General features: G+C 46.3%; 14 protein-coding genes. 9 read left to right on the top strand and 5 right to left on the bottom strand.

From position 1 onward, the window contains the following. Positions 1-2 precede the first annotated feature (2 nt). From B6K83_RS06175 to B6K83_RS06200, 5 genes are all read left to right on the top strand, one after another. Positions 3-1,037 (top strand): virulence RhuM family protein, encoded by a 1,035-nt coding sequence (locus B6K83_RS06175; protein ID WP_085284090.1) that lies wholly within the window; start codon positions 3-5, stop codon positions 1,035-1,037. A 470-nt stretch (positions 1,038-1,507) separates the two neighbouring features. Then, the gene (locus B6K83_RS06185) at positions 1,508-1,798 is read left to right on the top strand and encodes a helix-turn-helix domain-containing protein (protein WP_008110245.1); all 291 of its coding nucleotides are present in this window, start codon (positions 1,508-1,510) and stop codon (positions 1,796-1,798) included. Further along, positions 1,788-3,137 carry a type II toxin-antitoxin system HipA family toxin gene (locus B6K83_RS06190; protein ID WP_085284092.1) on the top strand — a complete coding sequence of 450 codons (1,350 nt, stop codon included), beginning with the start codon at positions 1,788-1,790 and terminating at the stop codon, positions 3,135-3,137. The genes B6K83_RS06185 and B6K83_RS06190 overlap by 11 nt, the downstream gene beginning before the upstream one ends. 18 nt (positions 3,138-3,155) lie before the next feature. Next, on the top strand, positions 3,156-4,160 hold the full coding sequence (locus B6K83_RS06195) for a YecA family protein (RefSeq protein ID WP_008110241.1): 1,005 nt from the start codon (positions 3,156-3,158) through the stop codon (positions 4,158-4,160). A gap of 10 nt (positions 4,161-4,170) precedes the next feature. After that, positions 4,171-5,289, top strand: coding sequence for a hypothetical protein (locus tag B6K83_RS06200; RefSeq protein ID WP_085284093.1), 1,119 nt, complete (start codon positions 4,171-4,173; stop codon positions 5,287-5,289). 143 nt (positions 5,290-5,432) lie between these two features. Here the strand turns inward: B6K83_RS06200 and B6K83_RS06205 are convergent, their stop codons facing one another. After that, complete coding sequence (locus B6K83_RS06205) at positions 5,433-6,746, bottom strand: ATP-binding protein (protein WP_085284141.1); 1,314 nt, start codon at positions 6,744-6,746, stop codon at positions 5,433-5,435. 317 nt (positions 6,747-7,063) lie between these two features. Here B6K83_RS06205 and B6K83_RS06210 point away from each other — a divergent pair, with 317 nt between their 5' ends. The 4 genes from B6K83_RS06210 (at position 7,064) to B6K83_RS06225 (ending at position 10,933) form a co-directional block, all read left to right on the top strand. Then, positions 7,064-7,369, top strand: a complete 306-nt coding sequence (locus B6K83_RS06210; protein ID WP_036984862.1) for a helix-turn-helix domain-containing protein — start codon at positions 7,064-7,066, stop codon at positions 7,367-7,369. Next, complete coding sequence (locus B6K83_RS06215) at positions 7,366-8,631, top strand: type II toxin-antitoxin system HipA family toxin (protein ID WP_008110230.1); 1,266 nt, start codon at positions 7,366-7,368, stop codon at positions 8,629-8,631. Before B6K83_RS06210 ends, B6K83_RS06215 begins: the two co-directional genes overlap by 4 nt. Before the next feature lie 330 nt (positions 8,632-8,961). Beyond that, on the top strand, positions 8,962-9,204 hold the full coding sequence (locus tag B6K83_RS06220) for a helix-turn-helix transcriptional regulator (protein WP_007146785.1): 243 nt from the start codon (positions 8,962-8,964) through the stop codon (positions 9,202-9,204). After that, positions 9,191-10,933: a DUF927 domain-containing protein gene (locus B6K83_RS06225; RefSeq protein ID WP_085284094.1), complete on the top strand. Its 1,743-nt coding sequence runs from the start codon at positions 9,191-9,193 to the stop codon at positions 10,931-10,933. The genes B6K83_RS06220 and B6K83_RS06225 overlap by 14 nt, the downstream gene beginning before the upstream one ends. Before the next feature lie 142 nt (positions 10,934-11,075). Here B6K83_RS06225 and B6K83_RS06230 read toward each other — a convergent pair whose 3' ends face one another. From B6K83_RS06230 to dinD, 4 genes are read right to left on the bottom strand one after another with little or no spacing between them, the layout of a single operon-like run. Then, the gene (locus tag B6K83_RS06230) at positions 11,076-11,822 is read right to left on the bottom strand and encodes a M48 family metallopeptidase (RefSeq protein ID WP_085284095.1); all 747 of its coding nucleotides are present in this window, start codon (positions 11,820-11,822) and stop codon (positions 11,076-11,078) included. Continuing rightward, complete coding sequence (locus tag B6K83_RS06235) at positions 11,822-15,085, bottom strand: type I restriction endonuclease subunit R (RefSeq protein WP_085284096.1); 3,264 nt, start codon at positions 15,083-15,085, stop codon at positions 11,822-11,824. Before B6K83_RS06235 ends, B6K83_RS06230 begins: the two co-directional genes overlap by 1 nt. Continuing rightward, positions 15,082-16,320: a restriction endonuclease subunit S gene (locus B6K83_RS06240; protein ID WP_085284097.1), complete on the bottom strand. Its 1,239-nt coding sequence runs from the start codon at positions 16,318-16,320 to the stop codon at positions 15,082-15,084. Before B6K83_RS06240 ends, B6K83_RS06235 begins: the two co-directional genes overlap by 4 nt. Then, positions 16,317-17,162, bottom strand: coding sequence for a DNA damage-inducible protein D (dinD, locus tag B6K83_RS06245; RefSeq protein ID WP_085284098.1), 846 nt, complete (start codon positions 17,160-17,162; stop codon positions 16,317-16,319). Before dinD ends, B6K83_RS06240 begins: the two co-directional genes overlap by 4 nt. Between the last annotated feature and the right edge of the window lie 90 nt (positions 17,163-17,252).

Below are 17,252 nucleotides of genomic sequence, written 5' to 3' on the forward strand. Positions count from 1 at the left end.
GAATGACAGAGTATATCCCTCAAGCTCCACAAGGAGAGTTTGTTCTTTTTACTAGCGCAGACGGTCAAACGCGTGTTGAATGTCGCTTTGAGTCCGATACCTTGTGGCTATCTCAAGCTGTGATGGCAGAACTTTATGACAAAGATGTTCGTACGATCAATGAGCACCTAATTAATATCTACAAAGAAGGCGAGCTTGTACAAAACGCAACCATCCGGAAATTCCGGATAGTTCGATTAGAAGGTACTCGGCAAGTTTCTCGCGAAATCGACCACTACAATCTTGATGCCATTTTGGCCGTGGGCTACAGGGTTCGTTCACAGCGCGGTACACAATTTCGCCAATGGGCGACTGGGATATTAAAAGAATATCTTATCAAAGGTTTTGCCATGGATGATGAGCGTTTGAAAAACCCGCCAGTGGGTCAGTCTGCCGTACCAGACTACTTTGATGAAATGCTTGAACGCATTCGTGATATTCGAGCTAGTGAACGACGTGTGTACTTGCGGGTTAAAGAGATTTTTACAATGGCAGCTGATTATGAGCCATCAAAGCCAGATACAACCCGCTTCTTTCAAACCATTCAAAACAAACTGCACTATGCCTGCACACAGATGACTGCTGCTGAGCTTATTTTCAGTCGTGTAGATGCCAGTAAGCCAGATATGGGCTTAACCAGTTATAAAGGTGATGAAGTACGCAAGACAGATGTCACAATAGCGAAAAACTACCTTCGTGAAGATGAAATCAAAGAGCTAAATCGCATCGTTAATATGTGGCTTGATTTTGCCGAAGACCAAGCTTTGCGTCGCAAGCAGGTGTTCTTGCAAGACTGGGCCGAGAAGCTTGATCAGTTTTTGAACTTTAATGACAGAGATGTGTTGAACGGTGCTGGAACAACTTCAAAGAAAGCGGCAGATGAAAAGGCTAAGTTGGCGTTTGATAACTTTGCAGAAAATCGACGCCGCCTAAGAGAGGCTGAAGGCGCGCAAGCCAATATCACCGCCCTTAAGGCAATAATTAAAAAAGATAAATAGAAACAATAAAAGCAGCACACCAATTCTTCAGCAAAACAGCCCAAAAATAATGGGCTGTGAGTGTAGCAACTACACGACTCTCCTTTATGATTACAGACGACAAACCTTAACGTCTGATGGATTAAATGAGATCGTACTAGAAATTTTTTATTCTATATTTTGTATTTGCTCATTGAGTAGCGGGTTAGACCATAACAAAATCAATGGTTTATCGAAAAGAAACCGTTCAAAAATGCCTGTTTGCCCACCAAACTGCCCACCACTTGCCTATGGCTTTTACTAAATCTTAGTGGTTAGCAATGGAAAAACAGTGTCGTTTTTATGCTGCTGTTAGAGCTAAAACATAGCAGTTTTGAAGGGCTTTATCGAGTAATTTTTTCAACACTTTATTTAATAATGGATACAATAATATCCACTTTCTGTTTTATTTCGCTATAATGGATATGACTGTATCCATTTGGCCTTTGCGGATGAAATTTACCTTACTTGATGATACCGATGTAAGCCACGCCTATGCGGCTTATTTACGTGAGTTACGAAAGCAGGCAAAGCTGTCACGAGCGGCGCTTGCTGAGCGAAGCTGCGTACCTGCGGCCACCATTAAGAAATTTGAGCTGACCGGGCAAATTTCATTTCGTCAATTGCTGTTGCTATGGCAGACACTTGATTCGCTAGATAGGCTTTATCAGCTCACGCAACTTAGCAAAGAACGCGCTGCTATACCCACGAGTATTGATGAGGTGCTAAAAGATGAGTTTTAAACCGATTCAGAAGCTTAATGTTACTCGTACGCTAAGCTCAGGTGAGCAGATATCAGTTGGAGTCTTGGCGCAGAATCGGCAAGGCGTTTTTTTTCAGTATACTGACGACTATTTGCAGCAGTTTGGCAATTTATCACCGTTTACCTTGCAAGCGAATACGCTAGTTCAAGCCGCACCTAAAGCGCCGCACCAAGGTGTACATGGCGTATTTGGAGATTGTTTGCCCGATGGCTGGGGCATGTTGTTACAAGATCGTATTTTCCGGCAAAAGGGTATCCTACCTAATCAATTAACGGCGATGGATAGACTGGCCTTTGTCGGTGATAAAGGCATGGGAGCATTGTCTTTTTCTCCGGTGTCTGAGTTTTCAGCCACCACGCACGCGGATATTGATTTAGCGACGTTAGGCTTAGAAGCACAAACGCTGTTCGATTCTTCGATGTCAGATTATATGGATGATAATCACGATGAGTTAGATGGGCATACGCAACAGGTGTTGGCCGCATTAGTCGCCGGAGGTAGTTCGGGTGGGGCAAGACCAAAGGCGCAGATTTATATGCCTGCTGGAGAAACTCAGCATTGTCGAACCTTTGCTCTGCCTGGAGATGAGGCCTGGCTGATTAAATTTACTTCTAAAAATCTCGCGCTCGGGCATGAAGAAGGTTTGTGCGAGGCAGTTTATTTACAAATGGCAGAACTTGCTAAGTGTCAACCACCGCTATGGCAACTCATTGAAGCACCACCTACAAGCGGTGCGTCTGCCTGGTTGGCGCTTAAGCGTTTTGATTATGTCACGGAGCAGACCAATTTAAGCGGCAATCGCAGTTCAGGTCGATTGCATATGCACAGCGCTTGCGGGCTACTGGATGCAGACTTTCGAACGCCAAGTTTAGATTACATTGATTTAATTAAAGCCAGCCGTCAGTTGTGTAAATCGCCAGCCGCTGGGCAGCTGCAATTTCGCCGTGCCATTTTTAACCTGCTGTCGTCTAATCAAGACGACCACAGTAAAAACTGGGCGTTCTTGCAAGCGGATGACGGTCAATGGGATCCTGCCCCTTTTTACGATGTTACTTTCAGCCCACATCCATTTAACGAACACGCCACTGCGTTCGGAGGTTATGGTAAAGCGCCACCGCTTAAGGTGATGCAAAAACTAGCGACCAGTGCAGGCTTTGCGAATTGGCATGAGGCAAAGCAAGTCATTGAAGAAGTTGCAGAAGCCGTCAGCCAATTTAGTTATCTTGCACAGCAGCAAGGGATCAGTAAAACAACAGTGTCTGCGATTACTAAAACACTGGAGCTGCGCCGACAGGAAAATGCAGCGCTTTTTCAATAACAAAAAGAAGGGGTAGTAATGAAGCTCGGCCGAAACGATCCTTGCCATTGTGGCAGTGGTAAAAAATTTAAACGTTGTTGTATGAGCAGCGTTTCCAAGCAACATGCCCAAGTTTTCGATGATGTTGAAACCATGCTGGCAATGAACCCAAATTTGAGCCTTGATGAACTCAATGCCGCATTGCAACACAAAGTGCAAGATCGCAATAATCAGCCTAATCCCGATTTTTGTGGCGTGACGCCAACGCAAATGGCCAATTGGCTTTATGCGCCTTTTGATCAATTACAGTGGGTGACAATCAGCACTCCCGACTCTCTTTCTGCCAGCCCTGTGATGCGTTATCTAGCGCTCATTCTTGATGATGCCATGGCGCAAGAAGGCTCCTTCAAAGCCACAACTAAAGGCAACTTACCGACTAAATTAGTCAAACAGGCCAGTGAGTTATTGCCCGAATTTGCCGTTGCTCAATTCGAACGTAACATTAGTATCAGCGAGTTTGCGGGCAGCAACGAAGACAAGTTTAATGCTTTGCACTACACCCGAGTGCTTGCCGAAATTAGCGGTATTATTTATCGACGTAGCGGCCGCTACCATGTGAAAAAATCAGCGCAAAAGCAGTATCAGGTGGCAGGTATACAAGCATTTTTTAAACCTATGTTAGGAGCCGCCATCAGCAAATATAACTGGGGCTATTTGGACGGTTTTGAGTTTGATGCCGACTTGCGAACCTTTTGGCTGTTTATGCTGTGGCGTATTCAAAGCCACAGTAGTGTAGATCTGCTGGTTGAAGAGGTGAAAGTGGCTTTCCCAGATTTACTACAGGGTTTCCCAGCAGATGATTACTTCTCGCCGGAAAGAAACTTAAGCATACTCATCGAATCACGGTTTATTGAGCGATTTTTACAGTTTTGGGGATTTGTGACCCTTGATCCAAGAAGTTTTTTAAACACGGAATCAGTTGGTAGGACGGTACAGGTACTGCCTTTATTGAAACAAACTTTTCAATTCACAATAAATACATAGCAAGGTCATCGTGAGCGAATATCAATACTATAAATTTGAGTGTCTGGATGGGTATTTAGATGCTAAAGCACGTCAAGCACTCAGAGCCATTTCAAGCCGTGCCGAGATCAGCGCTACGGCCTTTCAGGTGTATTACACCTACAGTGACTTAAAGGCAGAGCCTTTTGAGCTGATGTTAAAATACTTTGATATCGGTTTTTACTATGCCGATTGGGGCTCAATCGATGCCTACATCAAGCTACCAGCAGGAACGCTTCCTGATGCGTTACTTGGCTTTTCAAGTGATGGGCTTCATGTTCACGAAAACGATGAGTGGCAGTTGCTGATTTTTTCCCTTGAGGAGTATGACGAATATTTTGACGATGAGCATGCCGACGAATTTTTCCAGCATTTAGCTGGGTTACGCAGCGGGTTAATGCAAGGGGATTGGCGCCTTGTGTACTTTATGTGGCTCAAAATGTTTGATTTTAATGATGACGTTGAGCGAGTGCCGTTAATTCAATTCGATTTTGAGCACCTCAGTGAAGAGGAGCAGGCGTTTGCTGCGCTGTATGATATTCCCTTAGCATTGGTTAAGGCGCTCGCCATGGTGCTGAGCGAACAACCCAGTCACCAAGCCAAACAAACTCAGCTTACGCTTGATGCGTGGATCCATAATCTCTCGCAAGCAGAGAAAGACACGCTATTACGCGCGCTGTTTGAGCAAGGCCAGCTAACCCGTCACCAAGCCTTAGCGCTGACGCGAAAAGAACCTGTCAACACAGACGAGATCTATCAGTATTGGTTAACCTCCGCCGTCATTTCTCCTTTCATTGAGCAAGCGCAAAGTCAATTACAGCAAGAGCAAGCCGCAGCACTCGCAAAAAAATTAGCCATCGAAAAAGCGGAAAAAGAAAAAGCGTTGACGGATATCTACAATCAACGTGAGCACTTCTGGCAGCAATCACAAGAGCAAGCGGATCGAACTTGCGCCAGTGGTTACGATGCGGCATCACGCTATCTGCATCAGCTGTTTGAGGCCTATCAGTTCAAAGCTGATGAAGCGGCGTTTGAACAACGCTTTAAGCGCTTTGTTGTGGCGAATAATAGCCGTAAAGCACTGTTAAATCGCTTGAGTGATTTGCTTTAAACGATGAGGCGATAGGCTGGCCAAATGACGTTAGCAAAAAACCGATTGAGGGTTGGTTGAAAGGTTGTAAGCCCACCAAAGGTCTACAAATTGTTACCTATGAAGTCACTTTGTGTAGACCTCGGGGTCTAAGCAACGCGCTTTTACCATCTCTGTGGTAAATACTGCGTGAAATACAAAGGCATCACGATATTGGTTTGCTCTAATGCGGATGAGCCTTGTGTACCCGTTAACTTAAAGGTTTTACTTGGAGTACATTTTTCAACGTAGGATGCCAACGATTTTGCTCTTGTACGTTTACCACTTTTGACCTCTACAGGGACGATATCGCCTTCATCGGTCGCCAAAATAAATTCGATTTCGGCGCGGGCGTCATTCCATGAATAGCTTGGGTCAACGCCAATGGCAGTGAGCTCTTGTTGCACAAAGTTTTCAGCCACATAACCTTTGTATTCATAGTTTTGTTGCTTAATTTCTTTATAACTGCTGCCGAGCATATGATTAAGCAGGCCCACATCAAACAGAAACAGTTTCACCATATTTTCTTTTTTATAGGCCGCTAACGGAGATTTCGGCAATCCTTCAATAGGGTAGTTTGGCAAAGTTAAGCGGCAGCAGTTAAGCCAATGGATCGCGGTTTCAAAATCGCTATAACGAGATTTACGCTCATGCACATGCTTAAATTTAAAGCGTTTAACCGACTCATCGCTGACAAGTGATAGCTGGGCTGGAATGCTATTAAATACCGATTCAGTCAGTGTGGCGTCGACCTTGCCCGCGTACTTACCAAAATCGCGGCGATAACCTTCCACTAAATCGGCATGAATTTTTGTGACTTTTTCAACACGCTCTAGAATGCTTGAATCCTTATACTGATACCAAGCAGAAACGGCTTCCGGCATACCACCAGTAAAAAAGTAGTCAGTGAGTTTGTCCATCAATTTGGTGTGTACTGCCGGTGTGCTTGCTTGACTATCAAACGCTTTGATCAGCGCTTGCTCGTTGGATGCGTAAATAAATTCTTGGAAGGTCAGTGGTCGTAAATTGTATTGTTCTACCTTGCCCACAGGGAAGGTGTTGAGCAAACCAATATTCGAGCCGCTGGCAGCGACAAAATAGGACGGTGCTTTTTCAGCAAAGTACTTTAGTGAGGTAACGGCACGTTCACATTCGCCAATTTCATCTAATATCAGCAGATCGGTTTCTGGGTTGAACGCTTGGTTGGTTAACAACTCAATGTTCATTACTAGCTCGTCAGGTGACAGAGAGCCATCGAACGCTTCTTTGTAGGCAGGGTTTTCAAGGAAGTCGATACGAAGGATGTTGGCAAAGGTGTTCCCAAATATCTCTTGTAGCAGATAGGTTTTACCTGTTTGTCTTGCACCATCGATCAATAATGGCTTGCGCACCGGTTGATTTTTCCATGCTATTAGGGCGTTTAGTAAGTTGCGCTGCATTGTCATTTCCCGCCAATTAAGACTGTTAACTGCCTGTAGTATAACTCAGTCTACACTTTAACGCGCAGAAAAGTGTGTAATTATACATTTTTATGCGCATAAAAGTGTAATCCGCAACTTTTGGCATTCAGGGATCCATTTCATCGCCTTGGCCAACGCGCAAGCTAAACCTAAAGGTGGGATATAAATCCAATTATATTGAGTAAAGTGGGAATATAGTCCTATATGTAAATTGTTGGAGTTGCTTGGGATTCAAAGTTGGACTATATTCCCATTAACGGTTAAATAGTGGGAATATAGTCCCTTTGGTTGGTGATATGGCTAAGCGTGACTTACACAATGTACTGTTTCCAAAGCAGCGCAAAATCCTGACGCATTTTGGTGAAGACTTGCTGTTGGCGATGAAACGACGTGGTTTTACAAAAAAGCTACTGTGTGAACGTACTGGTTTTGATCATAAAACCGTGAATAAAGTCTTCGCCGGTGATCCGGGCGTTGCCATAGGCACTTACTTAAAAGTGATGGCTGTTCTTGGCATGGAAAGCAACTTTGCAGAAATGGCCGCTCATGATGAAGTGGGTATCAAGCTGCAAAACATAAAATTGCTGGAAGGTTCAAAATGAGCCGTGAAATCGTCGAAGTCTATGCCGACTGGCAGCCAATTGAAGCGCCTTTGCTAATTGGGCTGCTTGCTCACAGTGATTCAAGCCGAGGTGGCGTATTTAGTTTTGCCTACGATAAAGCATTTTTAACCTCAGCCTATCGCTTGCAAATTGATCCAATCCTAACGCTTCACTCCGGTGAACTCTATAACGATGAAGCCGATAAAAACTTTCGCGCATTTCTTGATTCATCGCCTGATAGATGGGGGCGTATTTTAATGCAGCGGCGTGCGGCGATTGAGGCGCGCAAAGGCATTCGAGCAACAAGTCGATTAAACGAATTGGATTACCTGCTGGGCGTACATGACTCTTATCGGATGGGGGGGATTCGATTTAAGCGAGTAGGCTCGGATGCTTTTTTGGACGACAACTCTGAGTTTGCTGCGCCACCAATGGCTTCTTTGCGAGAGCTAGAGCACGCAGCAATGCAGATTGAAAAAGACGATAACATCGACAGTGACGAGTATTACCGCTGGTTGAAAATGCTGATTTCTCCAGGCTCATCATTAGGTGGTGCAAGGCCCAAGGCTTGTGTCACAGATGAACAAGGCCACTTGTGGATTGCCAAGTTTCCCAATCTAAATGATACCCATGACGTGGGCGCATGGGAGATGGTCTGTTATGAATTGGCTCTTGCGGCAGGTGTTCACATGTTTCCAAGTGAGATCAAGCAATTTTCGTCACAGCATCATACCTTTTTAACCAAACGGTTTGACCGCGACGGTGAAAAGCGGCTGCATTTTTCATCGGCCATGACACAGCTTCGCTATTTTGAAAGCGAAAAGTATGATGGTGAACAATCTCAAGGTGCCAGCTACTTAGAGATTGCTGAATTTATTTCCAATTGTGGTGCACAAACAGCAGCTGATTTAGCTCAGTTATGGCGTCGAATCGTGTTTAATATTGCGGTGTCCAACACGGATGATCACCTGCGTAACCATGGGTTTTTATTAACAAAGAATGGCTGGAAGTTATCACCTGCTTATGATTTAAACCCGATAGTGGGTAAGCATGGCCTGCATCTGAATATTACCGATGCAGACAACGCTTTAGACTACCAGCTAGCCTTTGATGTGAAAGACTTCTTCAGACTTTCGCAAACCCAAGCCACGCAAATTTACGATGAAGTATTAATGGCGGTTAAGCAATGGCAAACCGTTGCTAAGCGGCTAGGGATCAGCCGAGCGGAGCAAGCCATGAAACAATCAGCGTTTAACGTTTAATGAGTCAGTGAAACTATATTTTCATTTTTCAGCAGATAAAGAAGTTTTAGTTTCACTTTATGCTTTGCCTCATACTCCATGTGTTTTAACACTTCGCTCATCCCTTGGGCTTTTGGGGCAGTTTGGGCAAAGCCTTAGTTCACGCCACTTAGCCACGCACCAACCCTGCCCACAGAACAATTATTATTTGGGGCACTATCTACAAACTGGGGCAACTAGCTACCTGTACCCTCAGAAAGCTGCACGATCTGGGCATTTATCTGCCTACTGCGTCCGTTTAGTACTGGCAAACTCCTAACTGAACTTAACAGATCAGTGAGGAAGCAAACGATGAACCCAACTACACAATCATCCACCACATCAACACACCCAGCGCGTCAGCAGCGGATTTTGCGCTTGCCCGAGGTAAAGGCCAAAACAGGCTTTGGCCGCAGCACCATTTATGCCCTGATGGCCAACGGTGAATTTCCACGTTCCATTCGTATTGGTGCGCGTGCCGTGGGCTGGTTAGAAAGCGATATCGACCAGTGGATTGAAACCCGCCGTATCGGTGCTGCTTATGGCCGTGGATAAACCATCAGCATCAAACCAACTATCTTCCAGTGATATGGATAGCAAAGTGCCAACATTACCGGCTGGTTTTGCCTATAACGCGCAAAACTGGCTGGTGATGCAACCGGCAGGGCAAGATAGCCCAGTTAAAATCTGCTCTTGGTTGCAAGTAGCTGCTCGTACTCGCGATCCGCAAGGGGACAACTACGGCTATTTATTGCACTGGTTAGACGATGACAATCGCCATCGCTATTGGGCCATGCCCGCAGAACTCTTAGCAGGAGACGGCAGCGAGTACCGTCGAATCCTACTCAGCCGAGGCATGCGGCTAAGTAACAGTGTCAAAGCGCGGCAGTTGCTCTCCCTGTTTATTCAACAAATGGGCGAGCTGGCCACGCAAAAGGCCATTAGCGTGAACTGTATTGGCTGGCATCACCACGCTTATGTGCATCCGCGCCTCACCTTTTACCCAAGCGAACACAGCAACAACCCGCGCATGGTGCTGCAAACCATGCACCCGATAGAAGGCTTTATTCAACACGGAAGTAGCGACAGTTGGCGGCAGCACGTTGGCCGCTATTGTCTGGATAACCCGCTATTAATTGTTGGTGTCTGCGCTGCACTGGCTGCGCCTTTGTTGCATTTGTGCGGGGTGGATGGTTTTGGTTTACACCTCTACGGTGCCAGCAGTACTGGTAAAACCGCAGCGCTGTATCCGGCGTTATCGGTGTGGGGCGAGCCTAATCAGCTGCGCCACAGTTGGCGTGCCACGGCCAACGGTTTAGAAGGCACAGCATTAGCGCATAACGATGCCTTGCTGGCGCTCGATGAAATGGGCGAAGTTGATCCAAAAGAGGCGGGAGATGTCGCTTATATGCTTGCCAATGGCCAAGGTAAAACCCGTGCAGGCAAATACGGTGAAATGCGCTTACCCGCCCGTTGGCGTTTAGTGTTTTTATCTACTGGTGAAGTGACGCTCGAAAGCCATCTTGCCAGTATTGGCAAACGCGTGAAAGCGGGGCAGCAAGTGCGCGTGATTGATCTCAGTGCCGATGCCGGAGCGCAAATGGGCGTGTTTAACCAGAGTCATGGTATGAACGCTGCCGATTTAGCCGATCACCTAAAACAGCAAAGTCGCCAGCATTACGGCAGCTTGGCTTTGGACTGGTTACGGTATTTAACGCAGCACAGCGCTCAGGTGCGCCCCGTTTTCCAAAATGTACGCCAACGTTTTTTAACCGGCTTACCTCCCGAGTCAGACGGCCAAGTGCGCCGGGTCGCCGAAAAGTTTGCCTTACTGGCTAGTGCTGGGTTGTTAGCCATTCAAGCCAAAGTACTCGATTGGCCAGCTCAAAGTGTCGAAGCCGCTTGTTTAAGCCAGCTTAACCAATGGATACTCGCCCGTGGTGGTGTGGCCGCCAATGAGGACCAACAAGCCATTCGTCAGGTACGCAGCTTTATTGAGCAGCATGGCGAAAGCCGCTTTACGCCTAAGCAAACCGGTTACAGCAGCCAAGTACGCCAACGCGCAGGGTGGATAGACACCAGCGGCCCACAAACCCTCTACCTGTTTTACCCAACTGGCTGGCGTGAAGCCACCGAAGGCCTAAGCCCAGATCGCGCCGCCAAAGCGCTGATGGCCGCAGGCTACTTAGTCCCCGATGGTAATCGGCCACAGCGCAAAGTCAGCCTGCCCGACAACACCCGCCCACGCATGTATTGCGTAAAAAGCAGTATTTTGGATGACTAAAAAGGCGATGAATCCTGTGTGGGCTTGTCGCCTGGCAGTGAACTGCCAGTCAACATATGGACTGGGTTAAGTTTGAAGTCCATTGCAAACAAGACCGCTAGAGTACTGGCTGTGTACTTAGCTATTCGATACAGCGTATCGACTATATCAGTGCCATTTCCAGTTTATGTTTTCGCTTCACCCAATCTGGTAGAGAGCGTTCGAGCAAACGATAAAACTCTGGGCCATGGTTGTGGTGCTCTAGGTGACATAGTTCATGAATGATCACATACTCAATACACTCTTTCGGTGCTTTAATTAAGTCGCGGTTTAAGGTCAGCGTTCCGCTTTTTGATAGACTGCCCCAGCGTTTTTTGAGTTGCATTATTTTAATTTTTGGCTTGTCTGTATCTGAATATTTGAACTTCTCCCAACAATCCGAAAACACCTTATTTAAATGAAAATCGGCTTTTTCTCGATACCAATCACTCAGTAACGACTCCACATGGTCTGGTTTACCATTGGCAGACGTTACCCAAAAAAAGCCCGCTTTCAGCGCTACACCGTTGTCAGTGCCTACTGCAATTTTTAGCCGATACTTCTTACCAAGATACAAATGGCTTTCACCACTTACGTATTTGCGAGAAGGGGTTCTTGGGTCAAACTGGTCAAAGTAGCGAATTTGACGCTTGATCCACCGAGCACGCTTCTTCACCTTAGCTTCAATGGCCTCACGGTCGGTGCCTTCAGGGGCTTTCACAAAAACTGATTTATCAGGGTGAACTGATATTTCCAGCGACTTGCGTTTAGAAAAAGCCAGCTGGAAGGGGATTTCTCCCCCTCCGTATACAACCGCTAGCTTTTCAGCGCTTGCTGTTGGTATCTCGGCCTGCTTGATAGTTGACGACATCAAGAATGCCTCCGGTGCTTCGCAACTTGCATGGTTTTCTCAATGATTTCGTCCATTTGCTCTAGGCTCAGCGTCACGCCGTACTGCTCTTTGACTTCGTCATAAAGAAAATCGTCAATATCATTCATCGCCGTTTTTTGAACGTCGGCATCGTCCCAAAAATCGACTTTCCAATGAGCATCAATGATTTTTTGTATCGCTAACGATGTTTGTGCCGCAATCGCATCAAGCTGAGCATCATCTAACTCGTTGAGTGTTGCCACTTGCTGAAACTGCGGCTTAATCAAGCCAAAGTAGGCGCACGCTTCGTCGTTTTCACGAATGCAATCAGGCATATCATCATGCTGCTTTGTGGCCACTTTGTTACGAATATCAATCACTCGGTTGAGATATTCTAAGTCTGAGATGCGCTTGGCCTTAAAGTCATCAATGGCGGCTTGGATCAGCTTCGAAAACTTCTCATAAAACGCAGGGTCTTCGTCCATATTCTCCGAAATACTGCGCTTTGTAGCGTGGGCGATGGTGTCCGCTTTTGACGCTGTGGTTTTAGCTTGATAAACCCCTTGCTCTTCTTTCACGGCGGTAAACATTTTTTCATCAAAAATATTCACGGGCTCGTTAAGCTGAGTCACCTCATTAGCCTGAATATGGGTATCCAGCAGCTTTTTAATTTTCGGCTCGTAGTCGCGATAATCAATCGCCTCGGCGTAACGCAACTTAACTGCCGCCTTTAAGTTCTGAAAACGTTTTAAATCGTTTTTATAGGTTTGTAGCTTTTTCTCATCAGAGTTCATGATGAACTGCTCAGACGATAAAGCGATGGCTAAAGATTTACTGTATGCCGATAAACACTCGTAAAACTCTTCACGCAACTCGTCATCTGCCAACAACACCTCATAGGCTTCTTCGTCTTTTGAGTTTTTAACGGCTTTAAACAAATCCCATAGGTCAGAGTAACGCTGTGGCAGCTTAAACACTTCCTCATTAATGGAGGTGAGCGTGCCTGCTAAGTCATCTTCATCAAACCCTTCAAAGGCTTCGTACATGGTTAGGGCTTTATCCAACTCGCCCAATACGCTGGCATAGTCGATGATATAGCCAAACTCTTTGCCTTCGTAAAGGCGGTTAACCCGAGCGATAGCCTGCAATAGCGTGTGCTCTCGCAGGGTTCGGCATAGATACAGCACGGTGTTACGCGGTGCATCAAAACCGGTTAATAGCTTATCCACCACAATGAGTATTTCAGGGTCATCACCGTATTTAAACTGATTGATGATTTGCTTGGTGTACTCTTCTTCAGAGCCAAAGCGCTTCATCATTTTATCCCAGAATTTACCTACCTCATCGGTTGGTCCTTCGTCCACTTCGTCGTGGCCTTCACGGGTATCAGGGCCAGAAATCACCACCTCTGTGGTGACGGTGCCAATCTCTTGCAAGAACTGCTGGTACTTTAACGCCGCCGGTTTGCCTGGGGCAACCAGCTGAGCCTTAAAGCCGGTGCCTTGCCAGTTCGCACGAAAATGCTCGCTGATATCAAAGGCGCGCATATATATCACCTGATCAGCTTTGTTTAGCATTTCAGCACGGGCGTATTTCTTTTTAAGGTCGGCCTTTTGCTCTTTGCTTAAATCGGCGGTGTGGCGTTCAAACCAGAGGTCGATGGCCGACTGATTCTGCTCCATCTCAATATGTCGGCCTTCGTACAGCAATGGCAATACCGCTTCATCGGCAACCGCTTGTTTAATGGTATAGTGCGGCTCAATCAGGCCACCAAATTTGGCAAAGTTATTCTTTTCTTTTTTCAGTAGTGGCGTACCGGTAAAGCCAAGAAAACAGGCATTGGGCAACATTTGGCGCATTCGGGCTGCCAATGAGCCAAAGTTGGTGCGGTGACTTTCATCGACCAATACAAAAATATCGTGCGATTCATCCACAAATTTCTCGGCTACCCAGCCTTTATCAAATTTGTGGATCAGTGTGGTGATCAAACCCACTTTATTTTTAAGGTGCTTCACCAAATTACGGCCAGACGTGGCACGCTCGCGACTTAAACCACAGGCCGCAAAGGTATTACCCAGTTGTTTATCAAGGTCATCCCGGTCGGTAACCAAAATGATTCTTGGATTGATAAGCTGCGGATCAAGTGCCATAGCACGGGTGAGCATCACCATGGTAAGCGACTTACCCGAGCCTTGGGTATGCCAAATAACACCACCTTGGCGGTTTTCTTTTGCACCATTGCCTTTATTGGTCAAACGTTTAATTCGGGCGATGGTCGCTTTAATCACAAAGTATTGTTGATAGCGGGCTACTTTCTTAATGCCACCATCAAACAGGGTAAAGCGATACACCAAATCTAATAAGCGCTCTGGACGGCACAGGCTGTGAATGGCATTGTCTTGTTCCGTCACCAAGCGTTTACCTTCCGCCTCTAGCGCATCAAAAAATGGCCGTGCTGCAGCAAACTCACCACTGAATAGCTGTGCTTTAGTGTCTTCGTCTAAAGCGGTATTTACGTCTTTATCGACATCGGCAGGTTTGTCTTCTTGCTCTTTCCACACGCCCCAGAACTTCTTAGGAGTGCCAGCTGTGGCGTATTGGGCGGCGTTTTTATTCACTGCCAGCACTTGCTGCACATAAGTAAACAGGCGCGGAATATAGTCATCACCTTGGTTACGAATATTTTGTGATACGGCTTGCTCTACATCCACTTTGGGGGATTTACATTCAATCACGCTAAAGGGAATACCATTGACAAACAGGACGATATCGGGGCGCACGGTATCGGTGCTGCGTGCGCGCTCAACCGAGAACTCAGCGACTACATGAAAGCTGTTATTGCTCGGGTTTTTCCAATCAATGTAATTGAGGGTAAAGCTTTTTGAATCCCCCTCAATGGTTTGCTCCATGGCTGAGCCTAAGGTGATTAAATCGTAAATCGACTCATTGGTTTTTTGCAGGCCATCAAACTTAATATTTTTGAGCTTTTGGATCGCGGTTTGAATGTTCTCTTCGCTAAACAGATACTCGCCACCTTTATAGTTAATGCGATTAATCTTCTTCAGTTGCTGACGTAGTACCCCTTCCAAAATCACATTGGCACTGCGCCCACCCCGTTCGGCCAAGGCCTGCTCAGGGGTGAGGTACTGATAACCCAAATTGATTAACTGTTGCAGGGCAGGAATTTGCGACAAGTACTTTTCGTTAAACTCGAAGCCCGAAGGCTCCGAGTTTGCTGCGTAATTGACTGGAGGTGTGCTCATGCGATGCTCTCCTTAGAAAGCTCCTGACAAGTCTCCTCAGAGAGGTGTTGAGAACTACCAACTTGCCACTCACCAGTAAGCAGCTTCTGCATCAGACCGCGTTTTTGGCTGCGGTATTGTTCTAATGTCTTTTTGAGTAAGCTGATTTCCATTTGAGCAAGGTTGAGCTTGTAGGTTACGTCTTTTTGCACGTCCATTGCTGGTAATGGGATATTAATTGCGCCAAGATCTTTAAAACTAACCGTCTCACGTACGCTACCCTGAGCACTGTTTTTAATACGTTGGCGTGCTTCACTTGAATTAAGCCAGTGCAAAAAGTAGTCGCTACATACTCTTTTCGTATCTAGTTTAAACACAACGTACATTGGGCTTAAAATGCCATTTTCCCAGTCATCAAGACGAGCAATAGAGCCCACATTGATTCGAGACGGGTTGTAAGCGTATTGGCCTTGTTCAACTACTTTGTAGTTCGACACGTTTGCGCTGGCTACTCGCCGCTCAAATTGCTCTTCTGGCAACACAAAGCCACTGTGATTTGTTACGCTTAAAACGCGTTCAATCGTACTATTTTTGTTGCGTTTAGAAACCTCTGTCATCAAACCAGAAGCTGACGTACGTTTATGACCTACACGGTTGATCAAGTTAGAGGTTAGCCACTCAAACTGCTTTTCCTTGGCCGCAATTAACGTTTCCGTTTTTTCGATGGCGTTGTCCCAGCACTCAAGGAAAGATGCAATCTTTTTTTGTTCAAGAAAAGGCGGGATTGGTATAGGTAAAGTTAACAGTTCACTTTTAGTGATATTTTTCATGCTGTTACTTGTGCCCGTAGCTAGTTTCGACAACCTAAACCTCGCCCACGGTGAAGCCAAGAAGTAAGCGAGCCACTTATGCTCAACTTTCTTTTCTGGGTGAGGTACGGTCTGCCAAAGCTTATCTGGAAGAAAACGATTAGGATAATCTTCCGAAACGTAACAGCTCGCACCTACTAGGTCGGGAGTGTTGCTTCGACTAATAATAATTTGTCCTTTTTTAGGATTGCATTTCGCTCTTTGAAGCTCGCTTCCTGTTATTTTTTTACTAGCTTGCGGATTAAACTTGCCATATGTCACGGCGCTGACTTTTAAAACAGCATAGTCATCGTTGGAGGGAGTTCCATCCTCACCGTTTACACTTATGCCCGATTCTAAAGACGCAATCAGTTCGCCAACACGACCATTTTTCCATTCTTTAATCATTGATCACCCTCCAACTTCTTCTGCGCACGTGCCAACTGGGGAATGCCTTTTTCTGGTGTGGGCAAATCCTCTGGCATAGTGCCGCCAAGCTCCTCAATAGTGGCGCGCACTTTGGCACCCACCTCAAAATGAGTTTGGTTGGCATGGGCTTTATTGCTTACCTGATCGCGCTTTAGCTTTTCTTCCGTTTGCGTGGCACGGAACAGGTTGGCGGCAAGCTCAGTACTGCCCATATGGTCGAGGATTTTTTGGCTCTTTTTTAAGCCTTTGTGCTGGTGAATGGCTTTGTTGTCTAACCCACCATACAAGCCTTTGTAACCATGGTTTTGGAAAATGGCGTAGTCCAAACCAGACTCAACACCTGCATCACGGGCCGCCGCAGCCAGTTGCTTGTTGTGGTCGGCCAGCTCATTGCGCAGCATTAGGCGTTTTTGGTCTTCATTTAGTTGCTGAAAACCAGTGTCATCTTGTAGCTCTTGGCGACGAGTCTGAATGGCAAAATAGGTCTGGCCATTGGCGATCACCGGCTTGCTGGCATCACCATTTTGCACAATGAGGTAACAGGCGTAACGGGACAAGGCAAACGAGTCCATTTTGCGCTGGGCACCTGAGCCAATTTCGACCATCTCGTGGATCTCCACGAAATGGTCGGCCAGCGCTTGGCCACTGTTTTCACAGGCTTTTTTGGCTTTCTCGATAACCGGTAAAAAGTTACGGTACTCTGCATAGTCCAATACTTTCGCCAGCTGGCGGGCCAGCCAAATTTCGCCACCTTGTTCATTAATTACGCGAATGCTTTCAAAGCTGGTATGTTCTGGTTGGGGAAGTTGCTTGTTACTCATCGTGCACCTCCCACCATTTTCGTGACGTCACGCAATTGGTTTGTAGTGCCGTACTCACACTTAGACACCATTTTGTTGGCGTCAACAAAA

This window comes from Colwellia chukchiensis, assembly GCF_002104455.1.
Lineage (GTDB): Bacteria > Pseudomonadota > Gammaproteobacteria > Enterobacterales > Alteromonadaceae > Cognaticolwellia > Cognaticolwellia chukchiensis.

Excerpts from the sequence above, each read along its gene's own strand:
- B6K83_RS06215 (WP_008110230.1), top strand. The coding sequence starts at position 7,366 with ATGAGCCGTGAAATCGTCGAAGTCTATGCCGACTGGCAGCCAATTGAA.
- B6K83_RS06225 (WP_085284094.1), top strand. The coding sequence starts at position 9,191 with ATGGCCGTGGATAAACCATCAGCATCAAACCAACTATCTTCCAGTGAT.
- B6K83_RS06240 (WP_085284097.1), bottom strand. The coding sequence starts at position 16,320 with ATGATTAAAGAATGGAAAAATGGTCGTGTTGGCGAACTGATTGCGTCT.
- dinD (WP_085284098.1), bottom strand. The coding sequence starts at position 17,162 with ATGAGTAACAAGCAACTTCCCCAACCAGAACATACCAGCTTTGAAAGC.
- B6K83_RS06185 (WP_008110245.1), top strand. The coding sequence starts at position 1,508 with ATGAAATTTACCTTACTTGATGATACCGATGTAAGCCACGCCTATGCG.
- B6K83_RS06195 (WP_008110241.1), top strand. The coding sequence starts at position 3,156 with ATGAAGCTCGGCCGAAACGATCCTTGCCATTGTGGCAGTGGTAAAAAA.
- B6K83_RS06230 (WP_085284095.1), bottom strand. The coding sequence starts at position 11,822 with ATGTCGTCAACTATCAAGCAGGCCGAGATACCAACAGCAAGCGCTGAA.
- B6K83_RS06175 (WP_085284090.1), top strand. The coding sequence starts at position 3 with ATGACAGAGTATATCCCTCAAGCTCCACAAGGAGAGTTTGTTCTTTTT.
- B6K83_RS06210 (WP_036984862.1), top strand. The coding sequence starts at position 7,064 with ATGGCTAAGCGTGACTTACACAATGTACTGTTTCCAAAGCAGCGCAAA.
- B6K83_RS06235 (WP_085284096.1), bottom strand. The coding sequence starts at position 15,085 with ATGAGCACACCTCCAGTCAATTACGCAGCAAACTCGGAGCCTTCGGGC.
- B6K83_RS06190 (WP_085284092.1), top strand. The coding sequence starts at position 1,788 with ATGAGTTTTAAACCGATTCAGAAGCTTAATGTTACTCGTACGCTAAGC.
- B6K83_RS06205 (WP_085284141.1), bottom strand. The coding sequence starts at position 6,746 with ATGCAGCGCAACTTACTAAACGCCCTAATAGCATGGAAAAATCAACCG.
- B6K83_RS06220 (WP_007146785.1), top strand. The coding sequence starts at position 8,962 with ATGAACCCAACTACACAATCATCCACCACATCAACACACCCAGCGCGT.